This is a genomic window from uncultured Rummeliibacillus sp., from assembly GCF_934216135.1.
Classification (GTDB): Bacteria; Bacillota; Bacilli; order Bacillales_A; family Planococcaceae; genus Rummeliibacillus.
The window spans coordinates 95,020-120,423 of sequence record NZ_CAKQBI010000005.1; the positions used below are offsets into that span (position 1 = coordinate 95,020).

At 34.2% G+C, this 25,404-nt stretch carries 29 protein-coding genes and 2 riboswitches; of the genes, 6 read left to right on the forward strand and 23 right to left on the reverse strand.

The features are described from left to right. The first annotated feature begins 12 nt into the window (after window positions 1–12). Window positions 13–1,047 (forward strand): YecA family protein, encoded by a 1,035-nt coding sequence (locus Q0977_RS05030; RefSeq protein ID WP_299511098.1) that lies wholly within the window; start codon window positions 13–15, stop codon window positions 1,045–1,047. Window positions 1,048–1,147: 100 nt separating this feature from the next. Here the strand turns inward: Q0977_RS05030 and Q0977_RS05035 are convergent, their stop codons facing one another. The 8 genes from Q0977_RS05035 to Q0977_RS05070 form a co-directional block, all read right to left on the reverse strand. After that, complete coding sequence (locus Q0977_RS05035; protein ID WP_233548087.1) at window positions 1,148–1,723, reverse strand: YdcF family protein; 576 nt, start codon at window positions 1,721–1,723, stop codon at window positions 1,148–1,150. 251 nt (window positions 1,724–1,974) lie between these two features. Further along, window positions 1,975–2,688 (reverse strand): YebC/PmpR family DNA-binding transcriptional regulator, encoded by a 714-nt coding sequence (locus Q0977_RS05040; protein WP_119416134.1) that lies wholly within the window; start codon window positions 2,686–2,688, stop codon window positions 1,975–1,977. Window positions 2,689–2,931: 243 nt separating this feature from the next. Further along, the gene (locus Q0977_RS05045; protein ID WP_299511100.1) at window positions 2,932–3,405 is read right to left on the reverse strand and encodes a low molecular weight protein-tyrosine-phosphatase; all 474 of its coding nucleotides are present in this window, start codon (window positions 3,403–3,405) and stop codon (window positions 2,932–2,934) included. Window positions 3,406–3,426: 21 nt separating this feature from the next. Next, window positions 3,427–3,975, reverse strand: coding sequence for a signal peptidase I (lepB, locus tag Q0977_RS05050; protein ID WP_119416132.1), 549 nt, complete (start codon window positions 3,973–3,975; stop codon window positions 3,427–3,429). 242 nt (window positions 3,976–4,217) lie between these two features. Further along, entirely contained in the window at window positions 4,218–4,505 is a 288-nt protein-coding gene (locus tag Q0977_RS05055; RefSeq protein ID WP_119416131.1) for a helix-turn-helix domain-containing protein, read from the reverse strand. Window positions 4,506–4,626: 121 nt separating this feature from the next. Next, window positions 4,627–5,232, reverse strand: coding sequence for a 1-acyl-sn-glycerol-3-phosphate acyltransferase (locus Q0977_RS05060; RefSeq protein ID WP_119416130.1), 606 nt, complete (start codon window positions 5,230–5,232; stop codon window positions 4,627–4,629). Window positions 5,233–5,879: 647 nt separating this feature from the next. Then, window positions 5,880–6,764 (reverse strand): hypothetical protein, encoded by an 885-nt coding sequence (locus Q0977_RS05065; RefSeq protein ID WP_299511106.1) that lies wholly within the window; start codon window positions 6,762–6,764, stop codon window positions 5,880–5,882. A gap of 333 nt (window positions 6,765–7,097) precedes the next feature. Then, window positions 7,098–8,093, reverse strand: a complete 996-nt coding sequence (locus Q0977_RS05070) for an SEC-C metal-binding domain-containing protein (RefSeq protein WP_119416149.1) — start codon at window positions 8,091–8,093, stop codon at window positions 7,098–7,100. Between the two features lie 207 nt (window positions 8,094–8,300). On the opposite strand from Q0977_RS05070, the gene Q0977_RS05075 reads away from it, so the two are divergent. Continuing rightward, window positions 8,301–8,774 carry a VanZ family protein gene (locus Q0977_RS05075; RefSeq protein ID WP_299511110.1) on the forward strand — a complete coding sequence of 158 codons (474 nt, stop codon included), beginning with the start codon at window positions 8,301–8,303 and terminating at the stop codon, window positions 8,772–8,774. A gap of 20 nt (window positions 8,775–8,794) precedes the next feature. Here Q0977_RS05075 and Q0977_RS05080 read toward each other — a convergent pair whose 3' ends face one another. The 3 genes from Q0977_RS05080 to Q0977_RS05090 form a co-directional block, all read right to left on the reverse strand. Beyond that, on the reverse strand, window positions 8,795–9,652 hold the full coding sequence (locus tag Q0977_RS05080; protein ID WP_299511113.1) for a putative RNA methyltransferase: 858 nt from the start codon (window positions 9,650–9,652) through the stop codon (window positions 8,795–8,797). 91 nt (window positions 9,653–9,743) lie between these two features. Beyond that, window positions 9,744–11,117 (reverse strand): MATE family efflux transporter, encoded by a 1,374-nt coding sequence (locus tag Q0977_RS05085; RefSeq protein ID WP_299511115.1) that lies wholly within the window; start codon window positions 11,115–11,117, stop codon window positions 9,744–9,746. Window positions 11,118–11,297: 180 nt separating this feature from the next. Then, the gene (locus Q0977_RS05090; protein WP_119416124.1) at window positions 11,298–12,227 is read right to left on the reverse strand and encodes a 1,4-dihydroxy-2-naphthoate polyprenyltransferase; all 930 of its coding nucleotides are present in this window, start codon (window positions 12,225–12,227) and stop codon (window positions 11,298–11,300) included. A 176-nt stretch (window positions 12,228–12,403) separates the two neighbouring features. On the opposite strand from Q0977_RS05090, the gene asnB reads away from it, so the two are divergent. From asnB to Q0977_RS05110, 4 genes are all read left to right on the forward strand, one after another. After that, window positions 12,404–14,242, forward strand: coding sequence for an asparagine synthase (glutamine-hydrolyzing) (gene asnB / locus Q0977_RS05095; RefSeq protein ID WP_119416123.1), 1,839 nt, complete (start codon window positions 12,404–12,406; stop codon window positions 14,240–14,242). 77 nt (window positions 14,243–14,319) lie between these two features. After that, window positions 14,320–14,419, forward strand: a riboswitch (guanidine-I (ykkC/yxkD leader). 56 nt (window positions 14,420–14,475) lie between these two features. Next, window positions 14,476–14,814: a multidrug efflux SMR transporter gene (locus tag Q0977_RS05100; protein ID WP_119416122.1), complete on the forward strand. Its 339-nt coding sequence runs from the start codon at window positions 14,476–14,478 to the stop codon at window positions 14,812–14,814. Next, window positions 14,814–15,128, forward strand: coding sequence for a multidrug efflux SMR transporter (locus tag Q0977_RS05105; RefSeq protein ID WP_119416121.1), 315 nt, complete (start codon window positions 14,814–14,816; stop codon window positions 15,126–15,128). Before Q0977_RS05100 ends, Q0977_RS05105 begins: the two co-directional genes overlap by 1 nt. 96 nt (window positions 15,129–15,224) lie before the next feature. Then, window positions 15,225–15,659: a GNAT family N-acetyltransferase gene (locus Q0977_RS05110; protein ID WP_299511118.1), complete on the forward strand. Its 435-nt coding sequence runs from the start codon at window positions 15,225–15,227 to the stop codon at window positions 15,657–15,659. A gap of 37 nt (window positions 15,660–15,696) precedes the next feature. Here Q0977_RS05110 and Q0977_RS05115 read toward each other — a convergent pair whose 3' ends face one another. The 12 genes from Q0977_RS05115 to Q0977_RS05170 form a co-directional block, all read right to left on the reverse strand. Continuing rightward, on the reverse strand, window positions 15,697–16,575 hold the full coding sequence (locus tag Q0977_RS05115) for a DMT family transporter (protein WP_299511120.1): 879 nt from the start codon (window positions 16,573–16,575) through the stop codon (window positions 15,697–15,699). Between the two features lie 78 nt (window positions 16,576–16,653). Then, a complete protein-coding gene (locus Q0977_RS05120; protein ID WP_299511122.1) occupies window positions 16,654–17,436 on the reverse strand; it encodes a tyrosine-protein phosphatase in 783 nt (260 codons plus the stop codon). Window positions 17,437–17,550: 114 nt separating this feature from the next. Next, complete coding sequence (locus Q0977_RS05125; RefSeq protein ID WP_119416119.1) at window positions 17,551–17,973, reverse strand: GyrI-like domain-containing protein; 423 nt, start codon at window positions 17,971–17,973, stop codon at window positions 17,551–17,553. A gap of 53 nt (window positions 17,974–18,026) precedes the next feature. Continuing rightward, window positions 18,027–18,188, reverse strand: coding sequence for a hypothetical protein (locus tag Q0977_RS05130; protein WP_158582362.1), 162 nt, complete (start codon window positions 18,186–18,188; stop codon window positions 18,027–18,029). Window positions 18,189–18,311: 123 nt separating this feature from the next. After that, window positions 18,312–20,141, reverse strand: a complete 1,830-nt coding sequence (locus tag Q0977_RS05135; RefSeq protein ID WP_119416118.1) for an APC family permease — start codon at window positions 20,139–20,141, stop codon at window positions 18,312–18,314. Window positions 20,142–20,260: 119 nt separating this feature from the next. Further along, window positions 20,261–20,406, reverse strand: a riboswitch (cyclic di-AMP (ydaO/yuaA leader). A gap of 244 nt (window positions 20,407–20,650) precedes the next feature. Further along, window positions 20,651–21,358 carry a YjjG family noncanonical pyrimidine nucleotidase gene (locus tag Q0977_RS05140; protein ID WP_299511127.1) on the reverse strand — a complete coding sequence of 236 codons (708 nt, stop codon included), beginning with the start codon at window positions 21,356–21,358 and terminating at the stop codon, window positions 20,651–20,653. 100 nt (window positions 21,359–21,458) lie between these two features. Beyond that, complete coding sequence (locus tag Q0977_RS05145) at window positions 21,459–22,004, reverse strand: histidine phosphatase family protein (RefSeq protein WP_124218597.1); 546 nt, start codon at window positions 22,002–22,004, stop codon at window positions 21,459–21,461. Window positions 22,005–22,022: 18 nt separating this feature from the next. Next, a complete protein-coding gene (locus tag Q0977_RS05150) occupies window positions 22,023–22,523 on the reverse strand; it encodes a GNAT family N-acetyltransferase (RefSeq protein ID WP_119416115.1) in 501 nt (166 codons plus the stop codon). Continuing rightward, window positions 22,513–22,902, reverse strand: a complete 390-nt coding sequence (locus Q0977_RS05155) for a DUF4440 domain-containing protein (protein WP_119416114.1) — start codon at window positions 22,900–22,902, stop codon at window positions 22,513–22,515. Before Q0977_RS05155 ends, Q0977_RS05150 begins: the two co-directional genes overlap by 11 nt. A 214-nt stretch (window positions 22,903–23,116) precedes the next feature. Beyond that, complete coding sequence (locus tag Q0977_RS05160; protein WP_124218596.1) at window positions 23,117–24,004, reverse strand: hypothetical protein; 888 nt, start codon at window positions 24,002–24,004, stop codon at window positions 23,117–23,119. Window positions 24,005–24,196: 192 nt separating this feature from the next. Continuing rightward, window positions 24,197–24,673, reverse strand: a complete 477-nt coding sequence (locus Q0977_RS05165) for a DinB family protein (RefSeq protein WP_119416112.1) — start codon at window positions 24,671–24,673, stop codon at window positions 24,197–24,199. Between the two features lie 264 nt (window positions 24,674–24,937). Beyond that, window positions 24,938–25,285, reverse strand: a complete 348-nt coding sequence (locus Q0977_RS05170; protein WP_124218595.1) for a DoxX family protein — start codon at window positions 25,283–25,285, stop codon at window positions 24,938–24,940. Between the last annotated feature and the right edge of the window lie 119 nt (window positions 25,286–25,404).

Below are 25,404 nucleotides of genomic sequence, written 5' to 3' on the forward strand. Positions count from 1 at the left end.
AGGTGCTTTACATTGGTAGGTCGTAACGATCCTTGTCCATGTGGCAGTGGCAAAAAATACAAAAAGTGTCATGGTAAAAATGCGCTAGGCGATATCACTACGATTGTTAGTGAAGAAATCGATCGTATTGTAGAAGGATTTGTCAAGGAAACTTTCCATTCTGCAAATTATCATGAATTAGAAAAGAGAAATCATCTTTGGCAAAACACTTTGCATCATGCATTTACAGATAAATTACTTGATACAATAGCAATGGAAACATATATTTACATTGATCACCCAGAGCTTTGGCAAAATTATATAAATAAACAAATAACTAAACAAATGCGCCAACAAGTAAAAGACATATTACAATCATGGTTACAACCTGTCTTTATGCTTGCTAGAGTCGACTCCCAAAGTCCTGAAGTAATAGCTATTACAGATATTGTGACAAATAAAAGCTATGTAATGAACGGAACACCTGCTAAAACGTTCTCAGGTAAATGGTTGTTTGGTATTTTCATGCCAGATGCACGTAAAGGTGAAAATGGACTAACTGCAACAAGTAGTGTAGTTTTCTTGCCAAATGAAAAGGATAACATCGTAGAAGCTTTACGTCTAAAACTTCAAAATGGTTATGCCGATTCAATGGATTTATACAAAACATTTTTAGAAGACAAAAACGAATCTAATTCTAAAGTAAACGAAAAACCAACAGATCCTACAAAAGACGTTAAGGATGAAGTTGCAGCAACCAAAGAAACTTCAACTGAAATGGCTCCATTTACTACAGAAGTACTAGAATTTGTTAACAAATATGTAAATGAGTATAAACTTGATGCAGCTGAATTCTTAGAATCTCTTACAAGTTTCTTAGAAAATACAGCTATTAAAGCGAAAAAAGCAGAAACAGTTGCTGCAGGTGCTGTTCTAGCTGGACAAGCAAATAGCGCCATTTCTGAAGGTGGTTTAACCAAAGTCAAAGATGTTGCAGCATACTTTGGAGTATCCGCATCATCTATTTCTAAATATCGTGATCAAATAACTGAATTTCTTGCTAAATAATGCCACAAAAAATGCGCCTCTGAGGATTCTCAGGAGGCGCATTTTTATATTTATCGAAATGCTCTAATTATTAATCTAGAATCTGTACTAAACATAGTTTCTATTTTCCTGTTACGAAAGATTTTAAAAGCGCGAAACGTTCTCGAAATCTCACTTTGTTTTCAATACTCTTAGGTGTTTTCGCCGAAATAACATCACATTTTATATGCAGTTCCTTAGAGAGCATTTTGGCACGAGCTAAATGATAATCGCTCGATACAATTGTTAACCCCTTCAATTCATCCCCAACAATTTCCTTTGAATTTAGTAAGTTCTCATAAGTAGACGTAGATTGATCCTCCACGATAATTTGAGATTCAGGAAAACCTCGATCGATTAAATATTGTTTCATAACGGAAGCTTCAGTCGCATCTTCGTCCGGCCCTTGACCACCTGAAACAATAATTTGGATGTCCGGATATTGCTTAGCATAATCTAATGCCGCATTTAAACGAAATGCCAATGCTTTTGAAGGAATGGCTCCCCTTTTCACTTTCGCTCCAAGAACGATAACATATTTGTACTTTCCATTTGCTTTTGGTTTTTCTCCATCTATTAACCATAAGGTTGTGATAGTCCAAAAGAATAAGATAGGTATACAAAAAATCAGTAAGATTACCATAAGCTTCTTCCTCACCTCAATGTCACCTTCTTTTTAATAGATACAATTACAGATCAAGCTATTTTATCTCAATAATAACTTATTACTTCTTTAAGTTTAATCCTTTCGAACAATTCCTAAAAGCTAACTTATCAATAGTATAAGTTATTAGTACTGGATATTTCCATCTACTTACTTAAAATTTTCAATATTTTTCTGAAAATTAGCCTAAAAAAATCCAGTGGACAAAACCACTGGATTTTAATATCTATAAATTATGATACGTATTACATTTCAACATTGTGATAAACTTGTTGAACATCTTCTAAATCATCTAAAAGGTCAATAAGTCTTTCAAATTTTTCAAGATCTTCGCCTTCTAGTTGAACTTCAGTTTGTGGTAGCATTGTTAACTCTGCAACACCAAATTCAGTAATACCTTGTGCTTTTAATGCTTCTTGAACCGCATTGAATTGATCAGGTTCAGCATAAATAATTGTTGAATCGCCTTCTTCGAAAACGTCGCGAACATCTACATCAGCTTCGATTAGAATTTCTAGAATATCATCTGCAGATTTACCTTCTAAAGCAAAAACTGCTGTTGCATCGAACATATATGCTACAGAGCCACTGACACCCATGTTACCGCCGTTTTTACCAAAAGTAGCGCGTACATCTGCTGCTGTACGGTTTACATTATTAGATAAAGCGTCAACAATAATCATTGAACCATTAGGACCGAAACCTTCATAACGTAGGTTATCGTAGTTTTCTTCGCCGCCGCCTTTTGCTTTTTCAATAGCGCGATCAATAATATGCTTTGGTACACTGTATGTTTTAGCACGTTCTAAAACAACTTTTAATGCTCCATTAGATTCTGGATCTGGTTCACCTTGTTTTGCAGCTACATAAATTTCTCGGCCAAATTTCGCATAGATACGTGCTGTTCCTTGGTCTTTTGCAGCTTTTTTCTCTTTAATATTATTCCATTTACGTCCCATTGGATTCACTCTCTTTCAATATAATATATATATAAATTAAGAATGGGTAAACACCCATATAGTTTAGGACATTAATTTACTGTTGTATTATACACTATAATAAAAATAATTTGTATATTTGTAAAAAGAGAAAACTGTCATAGGTAAGAGTATATTGTACTAAAAGTAATTCTAATTCTTACTATTAATCAATTAAAAAATACAATAATGTCTTCTACAGTCTACTTTACTTCTAACTTTCTATTAATGCTCCATATTATTATCTTCTTCAATTTTCTGCAATAATGCTTTACAGCCCTTTAAGCATAGCTGATAGGTCTCTTCAAAATCCCCTGTAAAATATGGGTCCGGTACATCTTTAGGAACATCTAACAAATCGAGCAAGCGAAAAACCTTTAAACTATCCTTTTGCCCTAGCATTGGTAATGCATTTTGAATATTGCTTTCATCCATACAAACGATATAATCAAATCGATCATAATCATTTCGTTTTAGTTGCCGACTATACATCCCTTGAGTAGAAATATTATGCTCAGCAAGTTTTTTGACTGTTCCTTGGTGTGGCCCTTCTCCTATATGCCAATCACCTGTACCTGCCGAATCGATAATAAATCGCTCTTCTATCCCACGTTCATTTACAAGATTACGAAATATTGCTTCAGCCATTGGTGACCTACAAATGTTTCCTAAACAAACAAATAACACACCTATTTGCATAATTAAGCTCCTCTAAAAACATTATTTATCATTAAATTTAAATGGATAAAATTGAAATTTGACTTCGCCTGTTACTGATGATTTTTTGATAAATCCGTATTCACGACTATCACTACTATTTTGACGATTATCCCCCAAGACAAAATAAGTATCCTTTGGAACTTTAGATTCACCAGTCACTTCTTTTAATGTGAAATCCTCTGTAAAATGATCCCCCATATCTTGATACTCTTGAATACCTTTTTTCAAGTAAGGTTCACTATATTTTTTTCCATTAATATATAGCTTATCATTTTTTACTTTAATCGTATCACCCGGTAGACCTATAACGCGTTTAATATAATGATCATCCTCTACAGGAGATTCAAAAACGATTATGTCAAAACGATCAATATGACTTGTCTTACTAATAATAATTTTATTATTATTTTCGTATGTAGGCTCCATTGATTCACCCTTAACAGTTACCGGTGAGAACAAATATTGTCTACATAAAACCGCAATAACGACCGCAATTAGAATTGGCCATATCCATGATAAAACTTCTTTACTGAGACTTCTTTTTTCCATTTTATTTCACCCTTTAATTTGTGGCTTCAATTTTTTATATAGCTATCAATATTATGCCACCCTTATTGGAGTTCTGTCATCGAATATTGATAAAATTAAATAAAACTGTGCTTTCATAAGCTAATAGCTAGACTTTTATGTATCTAATAATTGGTTGTAACGTGTTTCAAATCAACAAAAAAAGATGTCTATTTAGCTTAATATGCTTTAAATAGACATCCTCTTGAAGAAGATCACGCCTGCTATGTATTCGGCTGTTCTTTCAGAGTTTCTAAATGCTTCTCTGTAATACCCAAAACCTCATACACCTTCTGTAGAGTAGTTTCTCTCACTTTACTGTCTCCACGTTCAATTCGGCTTACAGTTTTTTGTGTGACATTCGCACGTTCCGCCAATTCTGATTGTGTTAATCCCACTGACATGCGCTGTTTAAAGATGATTTGACTACGCTTTTCCGCCATCACTTCCAAAGGAGTTTTCTCCCTTTCAACATTATCATCTTCCCGTTCAAATAAATCTACAGAAACCATCTAACCACCCCTTAAAAGAAATTGTGTTCTACAGTATTCTTTTATTTCGTTACTTTATAAAATAAATCATTGAACTTAGAAGAAAGTAATATTGCCCTAAGATACAACAGATACGAAAGAATTAATGTTCTTGTTGTGAAATTTTTTCTTCTAGCTGCTCTTTTAAAGTAACTAGTTGCTCCTCCAAGTAATGTGTAAATTCTTCCCTACCTTCTCTCCCTCTTGCTGTAACATAAAAAGGTTCCCCATAGATTAAATATCCTTTTTTACGTACAAAAACCTCTTTTGGTGAATTGGGTCCAATATAAGCTGCTGGGATAATAGGCGCTTTTGAAAGTTGAGAAATTGTAACAGCGCCTTGTTTCAAAGACGCGCCTTCTGCATTTCTTGTACCACTCGGGAAAATTCCTACGACTTTTCCTTCTTTTATCAACTTCATAGGTACTTTTAAAACACTGGGGCCAGGATTTTCACGATCTACTGGAAAAGCATTCATCTTTGTTATAAACCACCCAAGTAGTTTATGATCAAAGAGCTGTTTCTTAGCCATAAAATGAATTGGTTTCGGGTAAATAGAAACACCAAGATTCAAAATATCAATCCATCCAGTGTGTGTACAAGCAATTACATAGCCACCCTCTGCTGGCAAATAACGCTTATTATAAACCTTTACCTTATTAAATAAACCTAAAAACTTTACAACAAATAAACCTACAAATTTATACACTTTCTTACTCCTAACTCTCAAGAATATATGAAACCATCCTGTTCTATATATTCTTGCTTAACCTATACATGTAAAATGTATCTTACTTAAATTAAAAAATGATAGATGATTCATATATGAATCTATTCTCTATTTCCCTTAATTTATATTGTAATCTAATTTTTCAAAATGTGTACCAATTGTACAAAATTTGTTAAAAAATAATTTGTTTTTTCAAACATTTTAAGTTAGTTAAGAAATACTAATAGGATTTCGAGCAACGATTATTGTTTATGTAGAAAAATACATGAAATTTACTAAAGGAACATAGCTATAATTCTTTGATTATGTCTACTGTGCGTGGGTAAAATCACAAATCCATTTAAGGGAATTATCTTATTTAAATTTGGATTTGGTTACTTTACTATCTGTTTTTGCAAGAAAGATCATCAGTGCAAATAAGCTTATAATATTTAATAAAGTACCTCCAATTAGTAATATCCACTGTATATTAAGTGGTATATCCTTTGTTACCCCAAAAGTAATACAAAGTGAACCAATTGCTATCAAAATCAAATAAAGTGGTAACCTTTTAAACAATGTTATGCACCTCTTTCCTTTAGAACTTTTAAACTAATCTTATCCCTTATTGTTTGAATCTTCAATATTCACCAAGCGTGAAGTGAGTATTTATCATCAATCACTTTCGGCAATAATATAAGTTGAATAGATTCAAGAAATTGTTTGTACTTTTTTTCTATAATATTATAAACGTATTCATCTGTCACAAAATAATATCGCCTTGTTGCTTTAGTCTTGCTTAGTAACCGACAATCCTGAAAGAATATACTTCGCTGACTCGGATTAAATTCGGAAGATAAAGTTTCTGGAGTAGTATTTAAAATAGCAGCAACTTCTTCTCCATTCGGTGCTTGTTCTTCAAATATAAAAGTAAATTCGTCCTGTTTTTTAATCTGTGAATGAACTAATTTTAATAAGTGCTTTTCTATTAAGTATTGCTGCATCAATTGTATGGCCATGTAGTTAATAGCTTGATCAACTTTTCCAAAAATTCGTCGACATTCACATAACACTTCGAATTGAGATAATAATGATTCATCAGAAAAATGCCGATACCTATTTTCTTCAAAGAATTGTTGAGCACTATTCAATTTCTCCATAATATTACGAAGAGATTCACTCTCCCTATATGGTGTATCTTTCGTAGGAATTGTTTTAGAAATCAATGCCTCTCTAATTATCCTATTCTTCTTTTTTGTTAAGATTTCCTTTGATACTTTTACAAACTCAATACACCGACCATACTGTATAGTATCTACACGAAAACCAGCTTCAATCCATGCAGCTGCTTGAACATACGTGCCGCTTTTAGTATTTCCCCACCAAGCTTGATATTTGTATGCAGATTTGGGCAATTTTGCATGTATGATTTCTTCTATTTCTTCAAATGTGAGTACAACATGTTTCTCTTCCTGTTGTAAAAGATATTCATATAACGGAAAATATTTGCCTTGTACGTTATGTTTGGCCATCTAAATTACCCCTTCATATTGGAAGTTCTAAGTTGTTTTATTTTAACATTATTGTACTAAAAATTCTAAATATTCTTTCTGTAAAAAGAAGTGGAAGACATATTCAAATTAGTCCGCCATTTCGAGATTATAACAACGATAATAAATTTGCTGACAAATGACAGCTAACTTAAAATAAGCAAACGAAATCTCGTGAACGATGAGAATAATTAAGAAAGAGGCTGCCCCATAAGTAAAAACTTACGGGGCGGCCTCTTCTCTTTGTAAAAATATCAGCTATATAGTTCCTGCAGTGATCAAATCAAGACCACCATTTCTAAGGCAAGCTATGTCTTAAAAAGTTTTTTTCTCTGCGTAATATTCTTTTAATTCATTGTAATACTTATTCAATGAAGAAGTGGAAACGCCGAATTGTTCCGCTAAATCTTTGACTGTGATTTCTACAGGTTCAAATAGCCCCACTTCTCCTCCAAATCGAATAGCACCAGCTGCAATTGCAACTGCCTTACGTGCTTTCGGTTGTTTCTCCACAACATAATCTTCTACAATATCTAATACTTCTTTTGGATTTCGATCATGGGATTCCAAAAATTCTAGAATTTTTAAGAATACATCAGCTTCAAAATCAGTAAATTCTCCGCCTTCAAATCCATGCTCCCCAAGGTCCTTCCAAAAGCTTAAAGAATGTTCTTTCCAGAATCCTTCTTCATCAAATTGATGTTGGCCTTTATATTCAGTAGCAAGTTTTTCAAATACTTCATGATGATCTTTCGGGAAGAAAATCATGCTAGAAACAGCTAAGTAATGGTTTTCTTCGTTTGAACCATCTGGTAATTTAAAGCAAAATACATGAACATCAACAGGAATCGGTTTATCACCTTCACGACGTAAGTGAACTACTTCTTCAGTTAAAATATTTTGAACAACCATATACTTTTCTTCTACATCAATAACTTTAGCAACCATCATTGTTGGATGATCCCAAGTATTAAGTACTGCTAATGTCGATGGTCTTACAGTTTCTTTTTTTGTCTTTTGTAAATAGCCTGTCCAAATATCGGTTCTTTCATGGAAAAAGAAAGCATCCATTGCAACTGCTTCAATCATATCTTCCACTAAATATGCTCCGACAGCCTTTTGCCATTTATCTGCAACTTCACCGTAAGCTCTGTAGTCTTTTCTTAACGGATAGACATCATAGAATGTCTGTAAAACCCGTTCAAGTTCTTCTGCATATACCTCTTCAACTGTAACTGCTTCTTTTAAGGCACAGCATTTTTTATACTTTTTACCACTACCACATGGACATGGATCATTACGTCCTGGCATTTTAACACGTCCTTTATTTTTAAGTGCGGTATAAGCATAACATGTTTCTTTCATTATCAAAAGTTACTGATTGATGGAGTTACGACCCGACCTCATGGTGAATAACCCTTTTTCTACCCTTAAATTATTAGAAAGATTTACTTATAGAACCTTTACTTTTACTAAATAATCAATGAAAACTTGGCGTATGTATGGTACGGTTTATTTATGAAAAAATTTATTCCTTTAATCATTTTATTGTTGGTTATTTTTATCTCATCAAGTCAAACGTATGAGCAACAATCTATTGTTCCGACATTAGAAACACATTTTCCGAGTGAACCCCTTGAACCACTTCTATCAAAATTACATTTTCATTATTATGGAATGGAAATCTCTGTAGAAACAAGAGGCTACTATTACTTTTTAGAATTTCTAATTCGAAAAGCAGCACATTTCGTTACATTTGGTGCAATCGGAATAGCCATTTTACTAGCACTATCCAACTTCAAACAACGAATACTTATTTCTATATTAATGTCATTTCTATTTGCAATAATGGATGAAACACATCAATATTTCACCTCAGGTAGATCGGCCTCTTTTCAAGATGTTTTGTTAGATACTTCGGGTGCTATTACATTTATAGTAATCTTTATATTTATTAGAAAGCTCATACGAAAAAAGCCCACAAAAGCGTAATTCTTTTGTGGACTTTTTATTTATACTTTACCAATTAGTATATCTAAATCAATCGTGATTTCTTTAACTTTAGTCTGATCAATATCAGCTACTTGGTGCCACCCCATTGGCGTCATGTGCAATAACATAGGTACAAGCTCTTCATTGATGGCGACTGTTTGAGTAATTCTTTGCACAGTAACGTTACTAAAGTTTTCTTTAAATCGTTCTACTGTATGATTGTTTGAATAAGACTCTTTATCTGAATCAGCAAAAAACAATTCACGTAGTTGGTGAAGATATCCACTTTGCGGTACTACTTTTACCACACAGCCATTGGGACTTAAAAGCCGTCGGAATTCCTTATAATTTGCTGGGGATAAAATATTTAAGATCACATCAAAGCTAGACTTTTGGAATGGGCTTTTTGCTAAATCTCCTACACACCAAATCATCTCTTCATAGTTTCTTCCAGCAGTAATAATACCTTCTTTTGCAATATCAATTCCTGCTGAGACCATTTGCAGACCTATTGCACCTTCAAACTTTTGTTTAATCTTTGCTAAATGAGAACCCTCACCACAACCAGTATCTAGAACTTTGATATCTTGTTTAAATGTTAGTAATAATTCTACTATAGCTTGATGTAAAGGTGCATAAAGACCGCTTCCTATAATTTGCTTTCGTGCTTCAAACAAATCTTTGCCGTACATGGATGTAGCGGCGTGCGTCATAAAATTTACATATCCTTGTTTTGCGATATCAAATGTATGATGATTTTCACATGTCACTACACATTCGTCAGTCACTTCCATTTTCTCATGGCAAACAGGACAAGCAAAGATTGCTTGTTGTTCTCTCATATAATTTGCACTTGCTACCTTTCTCGATAATCCCATGAAAACACCTCGTTTAAACTTCTCTTTCATTAGTATATAACTTACTTTTCTTTGTAGACATATCTTTTAGATATCGATGAAGTACTTTCTACTAGTGTTCCACTTTGTTTGGCGATACAAGTGCATAACGTTCCCACTTGCGGCTCTTCCACCTAAAGAATACAAGTATAGCACGGCACCACTCATCTGCAGCAATCGCAAGCCAAACTCCAACAAGTCCTAAATGCAAATGGAAGACTAAGAAGTAACCCAATGTTAAACTCATACACACCATTGAGAAGAAGCCAATCACAACCGGATATTTTGCATCTCCCGCTGCTCGCAACGTGTTTATAATCGTAATATTAAATGTTCTCCCTGTCTCCAGTAAAACACTTAAAAGCAAAACAGAAGTCCCGATTTTAATCACTTCAGGATTGTCTGTGAATATTCTCATCAATGGGTACCTGAAAATCATAACAAAAACTACCATCACGAGAGTAAAAGAAATTGCCCATTTCACACTAGTCCATAGTTGTTCATAAGCATCGTCTTTTCGATTGGCTCCAACATACCGGCCAACAATAATTGCTGTACCAGAACCAATTGCCATAGCAAATAGATATGTAAACATCGAAATATTATAAGCATATTGTCGAGCAGCTAATGCTTCTGAACCTAAAAAAGTAACATAATATAAGAACGTAATTTGACATCCCTGATAGAGCACTTGCTCAAGAGCAGAAGGAATTCCAATCGCCAAGATTTTCTTAATATATTCCTTTGGTAAAGCTAAATAATATTTGAAGTCAATTCGAAATTCTAGAGCCTGATACAATAACCAGAAGAAAATCGCAAGTGCGATGACACGACTAATAACTGAAGAAATTGCTGCACCCTGAACACCTAATTCCGGAAAACCAAATTTACCAAAGATTAAAATATAGTTTCCAATAATATGTAGTACATTCATCGCAACGGATACATACATTGTTTGTCTAGTCCAACCATGTACACGTACAATGGCTGCTGCTGCATTGATCAATGCTTGTAAGAATATTCCGCCACCAATGATTGCTAAATATTTATCTGCATATATCAGTACATCGCCATGCAAATTCATTGCAAGCATCATTTGCTTTGAAAAAAGTACAAAAAATGTACTTAACACAAGCCCAATAACAAGATTCATCGTTATTGCAACAGCTGCAATTTTAGGAACCTCTTCATATCTTTTAGAACCTAAATATTGTGCCACCACAATCGAAGCACCGTTACCAATCACTTCTAATATTAATATTGTTATATGAATAAATTGATTGGCCGCACCTACACCTGCCACTGCATCATCTGCTAAAGCACTAAGCATGAATGTATCTGCTACACCCATCAATGTAAATAAAAATACTTCTAAAAAAATGGGCCATGTTAAATGGAATAAGCTTAATTTTTCTTTAGAACCGTTTCTTTTCATTACTTGTTCCATGTCATCGCCTTTCTTTCTTTATTGAATTTTGAAACAATGTGTGTATCGTATCATATCCTATCCTACTACGCTATCGAATATGAAAAAAATTCGCCGAATACTCGACGAATTTAAAAGTACATACTTCAAAAAAGTTCTTATTTTTACTACATGAAAGCGTTTAAAGAAATCCACCAATTTTTATGCAAAAAAGTAACTTAAAATTAGACCTACTGAAGATAATAAACCATAAAATGTGTTTGTCATTGCCGTTGACTTCATAGCAAGTCCTAATTTCGCTGGTTCTTTTTCTCCCTCTTTAAAGCTTTTAATAGCAGTGATAGGCTTAGGAATACTGATAAATACCACCAGTAGCCATGGACTTACAATTCCCATTATGATTAAAACAACCATCCATGCATATGCAATCACAAAAGATAGTCCTAATAGATTAATAGCATTTTCTCTACCTACAAGAATCGCTAAAGTTTTTCTACCACCGAGAGTATCCTCTTTTATATCTCGAATATTATTAGACATATTGATACCGCCTACTAAAATACCGACCGGAATCGATACAAGAAGGCTTGTCATGCTAATACTTCCAGCTTGGATAAAATAAGATATTAATACAAATGCAAATCCCATACTAAGGCCAGCGAATAATTCACCAAATGGAGTATATGCAATCGGATACGGTCCTCCAGTATACAAGTAACCAATTGCCATCCCTACTACGCCAATAGCTACAAGCCACCAACTACTACTCATACAAATATAAATGCCAAGAATAACAGCAATTGCATATAATAGTAAGGCAAAATTTAATACGGTTTGAGGTTTTGTGCCATGTCGTACTAATGCCCCACCAATTCCAACAGATTCAGCTGTATCTAATCCTCGTTTAAAATCGTAGTATTCGTTAAATAAGTTGGTTGCAATTTGGAGGCATAGACAGCATACAAGCATAGCAATAAATAATATCCAGTTGATTTGGACATCAAACATTGCAAGTACTGTCCCCAAAATTACAGGCGAAAATGTTGCCGTTAAAGTATGCGGACGCGTTAATTGCCACATCAGCTTTGCTGTACTAATCTCCTCTATTTGTTGATTACGATTGTTACTCATAATCTACTTCCTTTCAATCTTTATCTACAACTATTCTATATTAACTGATTTTTTTCATTCGTGCCAAAAATGCTTCTTCATAAATTTCCAAACATCCTCTAATTTTTATGCCACTTTTAATGATTTTTACATATAATGCAGAATGAAAAATCAATAAGATTTAAGGATGTGATCATATGTGCGGAATTACTGGTTGGTGTGATTTAAAAAAAGACTTAACAACACAATTACCCTTATTACATACAATGACAAACACACTACAAAAAAGGGGCCCTGATGCAGATGGCATTTGGTGTGATGGACCAATTGCATTTGGTCATCAACGTTTAGCCATCATCGATCTTGAAGGTGGAAAGCAGCCGATGACTTATGAAAAAAGCGGTCATCATTATACCATTACGTATAATGGTGAACTGTATAACACAGATGATTTACGAAATGAATTGATCCAAAGAGGCTATCATTTTCAAACAACTTCTGATACGGAAGTGTTACTCGTTTCATATATCGAATGGCGCGAAGAATGCGTAGATAAGATTAACGGTATTTTCGCCTTTGGTATATGGGACTCTACAGAAAAAAGTTTATTTTTAGTACGTGACCGACTAGGTGTAAAGCCTCTATATTACAGTGACATACAACATCAATTATTATTTGCCTCGGAGATAAAAGCATTACTTGCCCACCCGGATATCCCCGCGACTGTTGGTTATGAAGGATTAGCTGAACTATTTGGCGTAGGTCCTTCCCACACACCTGGTAAAACTATCTACAAACATATTAAAGAGCTACGTCCAGGACATTTCCTAAAATATGACGTAAATGGTCTAAAAATAAATCGTTATTGGAATGTTACAAGTAAAGTCCATGAAGATACTTTTGATGAAACTGTCGAAAAGGTACGCCATTTAGTTGTAGATGCTGTCGAACGACAGCTAGTATCAGATGTACCAATTTGTACATTGCTATCTGGTGGCCTCGATTCAAGTATTATCACTGCAATCGCTGCAAATAAGTTCAAAGGAACGGACAAATCACCCCTCCATACTTATTCTATTAACTACGAAGACAATGCACAATTTTTCAAAGCTAATGATTTTCAACGATCAGATGATACTTTCTGGATTAACAAAATGTCTGAAACTTTCCAAACAATTCATCACTCTGAAGTCATCTTACAAGAAACTTTGATCAAAGAACTTACAGAATCCGTTTATGCAAAAGATATGCCTGGAATGGCCGATATCGATTCATCTTTACTATGGTTTAGTAAACAAATTAAAAAGAACTTTAAAGTAAGCTTATCTGGTGAATGCGCAGATGAAATTTTCGGTGGATACCCTTGGTTTTTTGCTAAAGAAACAGAAGGATTCCCTTGGATGCGATCTACAAAAGAGCGGATTGAGTTACTAAGACCTGAGTGGCGTCAAAAATTGAATATTGAAGATTATGTACAACAAGCCTATGAAACAGCTAGAAAAGAAACACCTATTCTAGAAAATGAATCGCTTGCTGATGCAAAAAGAAGAGAATTGTTTTACTTGAATATGACTTGGTTTATGCCTACTCTATTGGACCGAAAAGATCGTACGACTATGCGTGCAGGGCTTGAAGTACGTGTGCCTTTTGCTGATCACCATCTTGTCGAATATGTGTGGAATATTCCCTGGGAAATCAAAAATTGCGGAAATATGGAGAAAGGTGTCCTTAGAAAAGCAATGGAGGATATATTACCGTCTGAAGTACTTTATCGCAAAAAAAATCCATATCCAAAAACACATAATCCTGCATATACAGAAGGAGTAGGAAAATGGCTTTCTTCTATTTTAGAGGACAAAAACTCCGTACTTCTCGAATTCTTTAACAAAGAACAATTAGATTCGCTTATTGAATCAGGTGGAGCATCTTTTTCCGCACCATGGTTTGGTCAATTAATGACAGGTCCACAATTACTTGCCTATTTAATACAGACTCATCTCTGGTTCGAAGAATATAATATTAATTTAGTTAAATAAGTATCACCACCACAATATCAAAGAGAGTTTTGTTGAAACAAATCGTCTCATTTGCTAAGATAATATCAACTTAATAACACAATGATTTCTAGGGTTCCGTAAGCACTGCTTGGTCTGGTCCAAGAGAAATCACATAGCATATATGCTATGCCACGGAAGGATAAAAGCCTGGGAGATTACTGATTCGTTCAGTTTTCTCTTAGGCTTTTTTATGTAGGAAGGAATGGTAAAAGATGAAAAAACAATGGTTGATTGTACTACTAGCTGTATTATTTGAAATTTTATGGGTAGTTGGTTTAAAACACTCCCATAACGTTTGGGCTTGGGGAGGAACTGCTTTTGCTGTAGTTTTCACTTTCTATCTTTTGTTGCTTGCCGGTCGATTTTTACCTGTCGGAACGGTCTATACCGTCTTTACAGGTCTCGGGACTGCAGGCACAGTCATCGTAGGTATTCTCTTTTTTGGGGAATCAATCAGCTTAGCAAAGGTCTTACTATTAATACTTTTATTGACGGGTGTTATTGGCTTGAAAGCAATCACTACAAAAGGCCAAAAGGAAGGTGAAGTCTAATGGCTTGGTTGGCTATTATCATTGCCGGTTTGGGAGAAGTTTTTGGTGTAGCTATGATGAATCGCTGGCAAGAAAAACGAACTCTCTCTACTATTATATTTTTGATTGTTAGCTTTGGTTTAAGTCTTATGCTATTGTCTTTTGCGATGAAAACTATTCCTATGGGCACTGCATACGCTATTTGGACTGGTATTGGTACTTCAGGTGGTGCGATAATCGGAATGTTATTCTTTGGAGAATCAAAAGAATGGAAACGTATTATGTTCATCTGTATGATTTTATTTGCAGCAATCGGTTTAAAACTTATTTCATAAAGACGTATATCTATTACTCTACTTTCAAACATTTTTCATATATAATATGCAATATTATAGACCTGTTATTGAATATCAGAAGAAAGAGGGAATTTCATGAAAGTTTTTGAAATTACAACTCAAGAGGATTTACAAAGAGAGTTTAAAATTCGCATGAAGGTATTTGTAGAAGAACAAAAGGTCCCTAAAGAAGAAGAAATTGATGCTTACGATCATCTTGGTGGGGAATGCTATCACTTTCTTGTTACAACAGATGAAAACCAAGCAATTGGCACTGGACGAGTTAGACTTGTTGACGGTATTGGTAAACTGCAACGTGTGGCTGTACTTAAAGAATATCGTTCACATGGAGTCGGTCGTATCATTATTCAAGCATTAGAAGATAAGGCCAAGAAACTTGGTGCCTCTAAAGTAAAACTTGACGGACAGTTACAAGCTCAAGGTTTTTATGAAAAATTAGGATATGAAGTTAAGTCTGGTATCTTCCTTGATGCAGGTATTGAACATGTATTAATGGTTAAAGAAGTTTAAATAATTAGGACACTTAAGGAAAAGCTAAGTGTCCTAATTATTCTAAAGCAGTTCGGTTTGGCTTCCATAAAGTAAAAATAATACCTCCGAATATGAATACAATTCCAAGTGTTTGCCACATGGTAGGTCTAAAATCCAATATTAAAATATCAAGTAAAATAGCAACAACAGGATCCACAAATACTAACGCCGAAGTAATAACTGTCGGCAAATTACGTAAGCTATCAAAGAATAGATAATATACTATACCTGTATGTATCAATCCCGTTCCTAAAATATAAAACCAATTCCATTTAGTTAGCCCATCGAAAACTGAAAAATCCATAAAAGGCAATAACATTACAATACCAATAATCGTCTGAATAAAAGTCATCGCATATGCACTTAAATGTGTAATTCCTTTACCAACTATCATCGTCATTGCATAACAAAAAGCTGATAGAATCGCCCATACAAAGCCTGAATTAAAGAATGTTTCAATCGATGTAAACTGTTCTATCCCTATGATGAATATACTTCCTAAAAAACAAACAGCTACGGCAATTGCAGAACCTACTGACATCTTCTCTTTCAAGAATAAACTACCTAAAATCAGTACAAAAATAGGTGCTAAATTGTAAATAGAAATAGCGACTGATATCGACATTTCATTGAATGCTTTAAATAAAAAAACCCAATTCATAACTAAAAAAACGCCACATAACATCGTTTGTAAAACTTCTTTACGCGACCACTTTTCCGTTTTATAACTACCGGTAAAGAACCACACCCCAGATAGAAATAACGTCGCACAAATACATCGTACGAAAACCAATTCTTCTGCCGGGATACCTGTATTCACTGTGAAAAATCCGATAGATCCGAATATGGCCATTGCGAGTGTCATCTTCAACATTGCATTTATATTCAATCTCATAAATCCTTCCTAAATCCAAATTATTAGATATATCATAACACTTTTAGAAAATATAAAATATTTAAAATTTAAGTTGTCTTATTCAAGGTAATAATGTTGCAACTTTTGGCGTTTCGGAAAATCCAAGCCATATTCTTCTTCAAAGAAACGATTTTCATCTCCATATTTTTGATCAATAGCTTGAAATACTGCTTCCAAATATCTTTCTTTCGCACTCATGATATCTCCAAATCGACGCATTTCTGTTTCATTTAAATGCTTTGTTAATATCGGTATCATTGCATCTCTCATTGGTTTCATATAATCATTTGTCAATAGATAATCGGCTAATATTAGATTTCGTGGAACACCCAACGCCAATAATATTAATGCCCCTCCTACTCCTGTACGATCTTTTCCTGCAGCACAATGATGTAAAATCCCAAGCCGGTCTGGCTCTTGAATAATCTCTATTAGTTTTTGATAAGAAGGATTGTTAAAGGCTAATTGACTATACATCTCAGTGAAAATATCTGCATTGATACGCTCTAAAAACTTTTTGTTATCTATATCCTTTAATGTAACCGATGGCATTTTAATTCCATCATTTCTCTTCGCAGGAATACGAATATTGGCCACATCTTTAAACGTCGGATCGGGCTTTGCAATAGCTTCATCATCATCTCGATAATCAAAAATTGTGCGAATGCCTAATGATTCTAAAAGGGCTTTATCTTTATCGGTCATTCTAGACAAATCACCTGAACGATAAAATATCCCCTTCTTTACTCTCCTTCCATCACTGGTCTCATAGCCACCCATATCTCTAAAATTCATCACTTTTTCAAAAGAAAGATTGTACGACTTATCCTTATTTGCCAAATATATTCCCTCCCATTAATCAAAATAATATCCTTTTAAGATAGATTAACAGAATTGCATTCAAAAATAAAAACCACAGAGGTATACTGTGGCTTTTATTTCAAGAATCAATAATTATTCAATTGGTATCCAAATTTCAATTTCACTTTTCTCTGTTCCATCTTTTTCATGAAACTTTTCAAAGCATGGCGCATGTCGGAATTTAATCCCCTTAACATTCAATAATGCTTCAATGCTTGCTGGGATTCCTTCAACACCATTCTCTACTATGCCGACAAGATACCGTCCTGCCGCAACTAATACTTGGTCTGTATCACTCAATCCTTTTGCGGCATTAGATACTATTCCTGCTATATAATGATAACCTTCGTCGTCCATTGATATATATACGCCATATTTAATTTTCGGGTGAATATTTGATTTTTTTAATTCTGCCTCAAGTTTCTTCCATTGAATTGGTAGGTCTTCTTTTTGACCGTTTATAATTGCGTATCCTTTTACGATAAAACCTTCAATCTCTTCAAATCTCGCGAACATCTTGTCACCTCATACCGACGCTTTTCAAAGATGGAGCTCTTTCCAAAATTCATTCACTTATATTCCTTATTAGGTAACAGCAAGACACCAACTCCAAAAGCAATAATCCCAACGTAAAGAATATATTTAAATATGTCAGAATCCACTATTCCTAGTGGATGTGCTAATCCTAATACTAATAAGATTAATCCAAAATAAAACACAAATACCCTCATTGGAATCTCACTCCTTTACGTATTAGCATTTCTATAGTCTAATTACTGCATAAAGCAGATTTCATAATGTTACTATTCCCTAATTTCTAAAAAACACACGATTATTAACTCAGCATCATCCATTTATTTTTTTAGATGATATGGTACTGTGATTAATACAACGTCTTTTCGATATAATAAGGATGTTCGTATTAACAGACTCGATTGGTTATGCAATATATTATGCCAACCTTTCTTAGGTATAAATTGAGGAATAACAATAGAAACTTGACGATTTTCTTGTTTTGTCTTGCGCTCAATTTTATCGATTACTTTTGTTAATGGTGATATTAGACTCCGATATGGTGAATACAACGTCAATAATTTCACATCAGGAAATCTATGTGCCCATTTTTCTTCAAAGGCGTGCATCTCTTCTTTATCAAATGCTACATATATTGCGATTAAATGTTCTGGGTGGAGTAACATTGCATAGCTTATTGAATGTTCAACTACCTTACTGATTCCACCTACTGGCACTAAAACTACATTCCCCTCAATTTTAGGAAGCACTTTATTCAATTGGTCAACTCGAAGTTGTTCACCTACTAAGGTATAGTGATTTTTAATTCGATGAAAAACGAAAATAAGTGTTGGTAAAAAGATTAGAACTGGCCAAACATGATCAAATTTAGTGATAAAGAAAATCATAGCTACAACAAAAGAGATAAAGGCTCCGACTGTATTAATGATAAATCTTCCAATCCAGCCCTTTGGTTTTTCCTTCCACCACTTCACCATCATTCCTGTTTGCGCTAATGTAAACGGAATAAAAACCCCTACAGCATACAATGGAATGAGCTGTTCTGTTGATCCTTGTGTCATTAATATAAGGATGACAGCAAAGACACCTAAGAAAATGATTCCATTTGAATAACCTAAACGGTCGCCACGAACTTGAAACATTCTAGGAATATACTTATCTTTTGATAGGTTAACGGCAAGTAATGGAAAAGCAGAGTATCCAGTATTTGCTGCGAGTACTAAGATGAGCGCTGTCATTCCTTGAATAACAAAATAGAAAACTGTACGACCAAAACTTTCTTTTGCTATTTGGGATACTACAGTTTCAGTCGAACTTGGACTAATCCCCATATAATAGGCAAGAAAGACAATTCCAGAAAATAGTATCGCTAATAATCCACCCATTGCCATTAAAGTTTTAGATGCATTTTGCGGTGCAGGTTCTTTAAAATTTGGAATAGCATTTGATATTGCTTCTACCCCAGTCAAAGCAGAACTTCCTGAAGCAAAAGCTTTTAACAAGATAAACAAACTAATACCAGCCACAGGAGTTCCAATCGATGCATGAAGATCTGGAGATACCTGACCTGTAGCAATTTTATATATTCCAACAACGATTAATATAAGCAATGATGCAACGAACAAGTAGACAGGATAAGCTAAAACAGATGCAGATTCAGTAATTCCTCGTAAATTAATAATGGTTAAGATGAGTACAAATAGAACTGACATCTCTACACTATATGCATGTAGCTCTGGAAATGCTGATGTAATCGCATCTGTACCTGCTGAAACACTAACAGCTACTGTTAAAATATAGTCCACTAAAAGTGAAGCACCGGCTATAAGGCCCGCATTTACTCCTAAATTTTCCTTTGATACGACATAAGCTCCACCACCATGTGGATATGCAAAAATCACTTGTCTATACGATAGTATAAGAGCAACTAACAGTATGATGACCAAAAATGCTATTGGAATAGAGTACCAAAAAGCTGCAGCACCTAAAGTCATTAAGACAATCAATATTTGCTCAGGACCATAGGCAACTGAAGACAACGCATCAGAGGACAAAATGGCAAGCGCTTTTGTTTTGTTTAACTTTTGTTCTCCTAGTTCGGTTGACTTTAAAGGTCTACCTATTAACATTCGTTTCAATGATAATTTCAACTAAAACACCTTCTTCACTAGAATGTGTTTCGTATTTCTAGCTGAAAGAAAAAGAAAAAAGCCTACAAGTCATAACAAAACAGACTTGTAGACATAGATGTTTGTCTAGCAAGCTCCATTTTTCTTCTCCTATAACGCTTACGAGGTTAGCTGTCGGATTCGGGCCTCGAAGTAGCCCTACCTATATAAAGGATTCACCCCAAGGATGTATATCATACACCCCAAAATTGGTTCCCCCGCGTATTTACTTCAGCGATTTAGAAATATGAAACTTTTTAAATTGTGAAGTTATACTACTCTCATTTTTTGAAAAAGTAAATACTGTAAGACAAAAATTTACTAGGCATTTAAGATTATTTTTCAAGAAGTATCTATTTACTGTCTTATTTCATGAGTTCTAAAACATCAACTGACAAAGCCACTCAAAATTCTCCTCGACATATGTCAGAAATATTTCTTTATGTTATTTATCAAAAAAGTGCATCAATTTTTGATGATGCACTTTTGATTTACTGAATGGATGTAGTTTGTCTTTGTAATATTTTATGCAATTCTGCTAAATGTTCAATTTCATACATTGGTTGATCTTGTGTAAGATTCACCTTATGTTTTGGGTTAAACCAACATGTATCAATACCAGCATTTAAACCTCCCTTTATATCTGAAGAAAGTGAATCACCAATAATTAAAGTCGAAAATTGATCAATTGATGTAATATGTGAAAATACATAATCAAAGTATTCCTTCATTGGTTTTTGATAACCTGTGTCTTCTGAAACAAATATATCTCTGAAAAACGAATAAAGACCTGATTCATGTAAACGTTTATATTGAGTTTTTGAGACACCGTTTGTCACAATATACAAATCAAATTCGGAAGCAAGACTCTGGATTAACTCAGATGCTCCCTCTATCAAATCGTGATTTTCTGCTAAAAATTGTTGATAGCGAGAACCTAATCTTTTACCATCAGCCCTCTTACCATAAGCGTTAAACAGGCGTTCAAAGCGCGTGTCTACAATCTCTTCTCGAGAAACTTCTCCCCGTTCAAATGCTGCCCACAAACCTCCATTAATTTCTTTATATCGGTTCTCTACTTCGTCTGTTAAACTTAAACCATTTTCGGCAAAGAGACGATGTAAAGCCTCATCTTCAGCTGAAGAAAAATCTAGTAAAGTATCATCTATATCAAATAATAATGTTTTGTACTTGCTCATAGTCATTCCCCCAATACTAATAGTTATAACAGAAATAAAAGGGAAATAACATTGAATCGTTATTGTATTGGAGTAGACTGTAATCTTTTTAATTTACCTTTCATATTCTTTTTACTGATTTTAATTCTTGTCCTATAAACTCAAGCCGATAAACATCGGGCATTGCAAGCTGTTGCCAAAAGGAAAAGTCAAAACGACGATCAAAATATTGCATAATGAGTACCATCAAATTACCATGGGTACCTACTACGATCCTTTTCCCTTCATATTGTTTTAATACTTCTAATGTTGCATGTACTCCCCGTCTCTGAGCATCGATGTTGGATTCTCCTCCTGGCCATACAAAGGCTGGATTACTCCATACTTTTGAAATCGCTTGATGAAAGTCATCTACAGGTTCAGAAGACAGTAGTCGTTCACGAAATGCTTGATTGATCATAACTTCTTTTCCATTTGCCCTTGCGATACCTTCAACTGTTTGAATTGCTCGTTTATATGGACTAGCTATAACTAAATCGATTTCCTTTTTTGTTAACATCTTAGTTAATCTATCCGCATCACATAATCCCTGTTTTGAAAGTGGCCTTTTCAATTCATCAGGTGTGTAGATTGAATGTGCATGTCGAACAAAATAAATAGTAGTCATTTAGTTCCTTTCCCCTTGTTATAGAAATAAAACCATATGATATTCGTCCCAATAAGTTCCATCAACTGTTTTCAGTGCTCTTTTTTCTGTACCATATATTTCAAAATCTAATGCTTGATATAGAGCAATTGCGGAAATATTTGTTGTGACAACAGATAGATAGATTTGTTCAATTCCATCAATTTTCTTTGCTTGCTCTATAGCAGCTTGCATTAATTCTTTTCCAATACCCCTTTTACGCACCTTTTCTGTAACATACATCGCTACAATTGATGAACGGTGATGTAGTTTTGGACCTTGTTCTCTTAGTAAGGTAACAATACCAACTAATTCGTTCTGAACAAAATAGCCATAAGTCCAAAACTCATTTCTTTTCAACCTTTTTTGATAGTATTCTAATGGATTTTTTTGTTCATCTTCAAAAATTGCCGCAAAAGCTTCAGGATTCTTTTGCAATGCTTCTAACCTTAAGTCACGATAGGCTTGAGCATCTTTTTCTGTTAATAATCTAACAGTCAATGTAATCCCCCCTTGTTATTTGGCTATCTGCTTTAACCGTTCCTTGATGGAAAACCATTTTCCATACCCCATCAAAAATCTTCCAAATGGAACTACGTAGAGAATAATTGTGACGGGTTCTATTTTCCAGAAGGTATGTTACTAATACAATATCCTCTGATAGTGGATGTATGCTGAAGTTTGCAATGGAAGCATCAATTATACCTGCTCCATTTTCTCCAAGATAGCTTTGCATATGCCAAATATGCCCTGAGCTTCCGAACTCAAAAAAATCCTCTGCTAGATATTTTTTTAACTTAAGTGGATCTAAACGCACTTCATCTGTTAGTAGATTTTCTTCTAGTAGTTGAAGATGTTCTTTTAAATCAGGAATTGTCATATCGGTCACAATCCTTTTGAATTTTTAGAAAATTATAACATAGTGAAATATGTTTGAATATAAATATATTCTTTTTAGACATGGATGGTAGACTTCTTATGGATTAGAATATTTTGATCGATATTTGTTTCTTTTTTGAATGGGTATTTCCTTTTCACCATTAAATAAAAAATGAGGCCCCCAGGAAGGTAGCCTCATCTTCAAAGGTAATATTCTATTTCACCGATGTAGCAATCTTTAAAGCATCAATCGGGTCTTGTACTTTTTCTACTGAAAACACAATGTTGTTATTTTGCCATTTCACATTATTTTCAGTTGATTTTATGGCATCTAAATGAATCGAACCATTTGGCTTTGGAACCGGCAAAGTATTTGTTTCTAAAAATTCTACTGCTTTCTTCGCTAGTTCGAGCCCTTGTTCTGGCTTTGTCGCTCTTGTATGTGTTGCAAGTGCCCAGCGGCCTTCATTCCAACTAGTCCATAGCGCTCCAGCCCCTGCATCTTGATATCCAATAATTTGATGGCCAAGATTCACCTTTTGGCCACCTACCTTGCTAAAGTCTTCATAGGAAATTTCTGTATTTGCTTTATTTAAGTCAATGTATTTTATGACTTTATATTTTGCTATTATTGATTTTTTAGGAGCTTTTCTTAAGGATGGATCATTTATTTTAACGTTTTTATCACTTTCATAGAACACAATTGAATAGTTATTCTTTCCAGCTTTTGTTGTTGCGCTTAAATATTTTCCGTCCTTCAAAGGTAGTATGGTTGGAAGTTCGACTGGTAATCCTGACGTTTTTACTTCTTTTTTTATTGTTTCGATCATTTTTGTTTGATCTTCTTTGTTTGTAACAGATGAATTATTTGTACTTGAAGTTGTTGTATCATCTGTTGTTTTTTTAATTTCAGAAGTCTGTTGTTGTTCATTTTCATCATCTGTGTTGGTCTTTTCTTCAGTAGTTTGCGAATTGGTATCAACTTGTACAGTTGACTCACTATTCGTATCACTATTGCTTGTACCTTTTTCAGCATTCGCTGAGCAAGCACTTAACAAACACGTTGCTATTATGCAGCTAACCAGCTGTTTTGAATATTTCATAGTTTGCACCTCTTTAACAATCTTTTTTATGACAGGTCCTTATTTTATTATATATAACCGTAAATTATGTAAATGGCAGGGAAATTAAAATTAAATGACAAGCACGTAACAAATATATAAAACAAAAACTTCCATATAAAGAAAAAAGGGCTACCTTATTGTGGTAACCCCTCCTATCTATTCTTTAACTAATTATTGTTGTTGCATTTCTTTCGTTGGTCCCATGACACCTGGTACAGGTAATCCAGCTTGTCGAAGTAATACAGTCATTTGTCCACGATGATGTGTTTGATGTTCGATCAGTTTGTTTAAAAGTTTCCCGCGTAATATAGGACCCCCAAAACCACTTACTTCTTCTAAAAGGTCAGCATCTGTTAGTTTTGCTACTTCTTTTTTGAAGGCTTCTGAAAGTTGTTCATAAGCGTCCACGATTTCAGCAATATCTGTTGGAATTTCTTGACTGCGGCCTGGTCCAGGTACTTGAAGTTCTGCTAAATGCCCAAATGCAGCCCCTACACCTACTAAATGCCATGCTAACCAACCAAGTGTATTATGTCCTTCAACAATCGCTTGATTCATTTTGTCATTTGTAATAGCTTTAATGACTTTTAATGTGCCATCTGAAGAAGCTGTCCAATCTTCTAAAAAATCTTCTATTTTTCGATACATTTAGGTGATACCTCCATATTATGATTATCATTTTAATCATATCGAAGCGCATAAATGCATGCAATTATAAAGCGTTTTATCATATTTACTAACCCCTGTTATTTTTCCAGATGATTGTAACTATTATTTAACACTCTAATATATTTGTCTTGCTATGTAAAAAGTGTTTAGTTCAAAATAAAAACTTCTAAATATAAATAGGCCATCTTCAATTAGATAGCCCTTTATTAAAGCTTTTCTTTTCTAGTAACTCTTCTATCAAAATTAGTCTTCATCGCTTTCACTAGTTGATACCAAAAATATAACTACGCTTAATACAAAAAATATAAAGGGCTTCATAGCAACTTCAATACCTTGTCCTACCTTTAAATGTGTAGTAATCGCACCGACCATTACAACAGCCAATGCTCCACTTGAAATAGGAACAAAACCTTTTTTCATAAAACCAATTAATAACCCTATACCAGATGTTACTTCAATTGCTCCTATACAATACATAATAGTCTTTCCATAGCCATACACCTCAGTGAAATTCTCTACATGCATAGGATGAGCGGTTAGTTTTAAATAACCAAAATACATAAAAGCAATTGAAAGTAAGAACTGAATCAACGCAACAAGAGATTTCTTTAAAATAGCAACTCCTCCTCTATCACAAATTTTCTATACTACTATTTATAGTATCGATGGATAGAGATTAGAAGTAGAACTTCTTAAAAACATAGATTTGA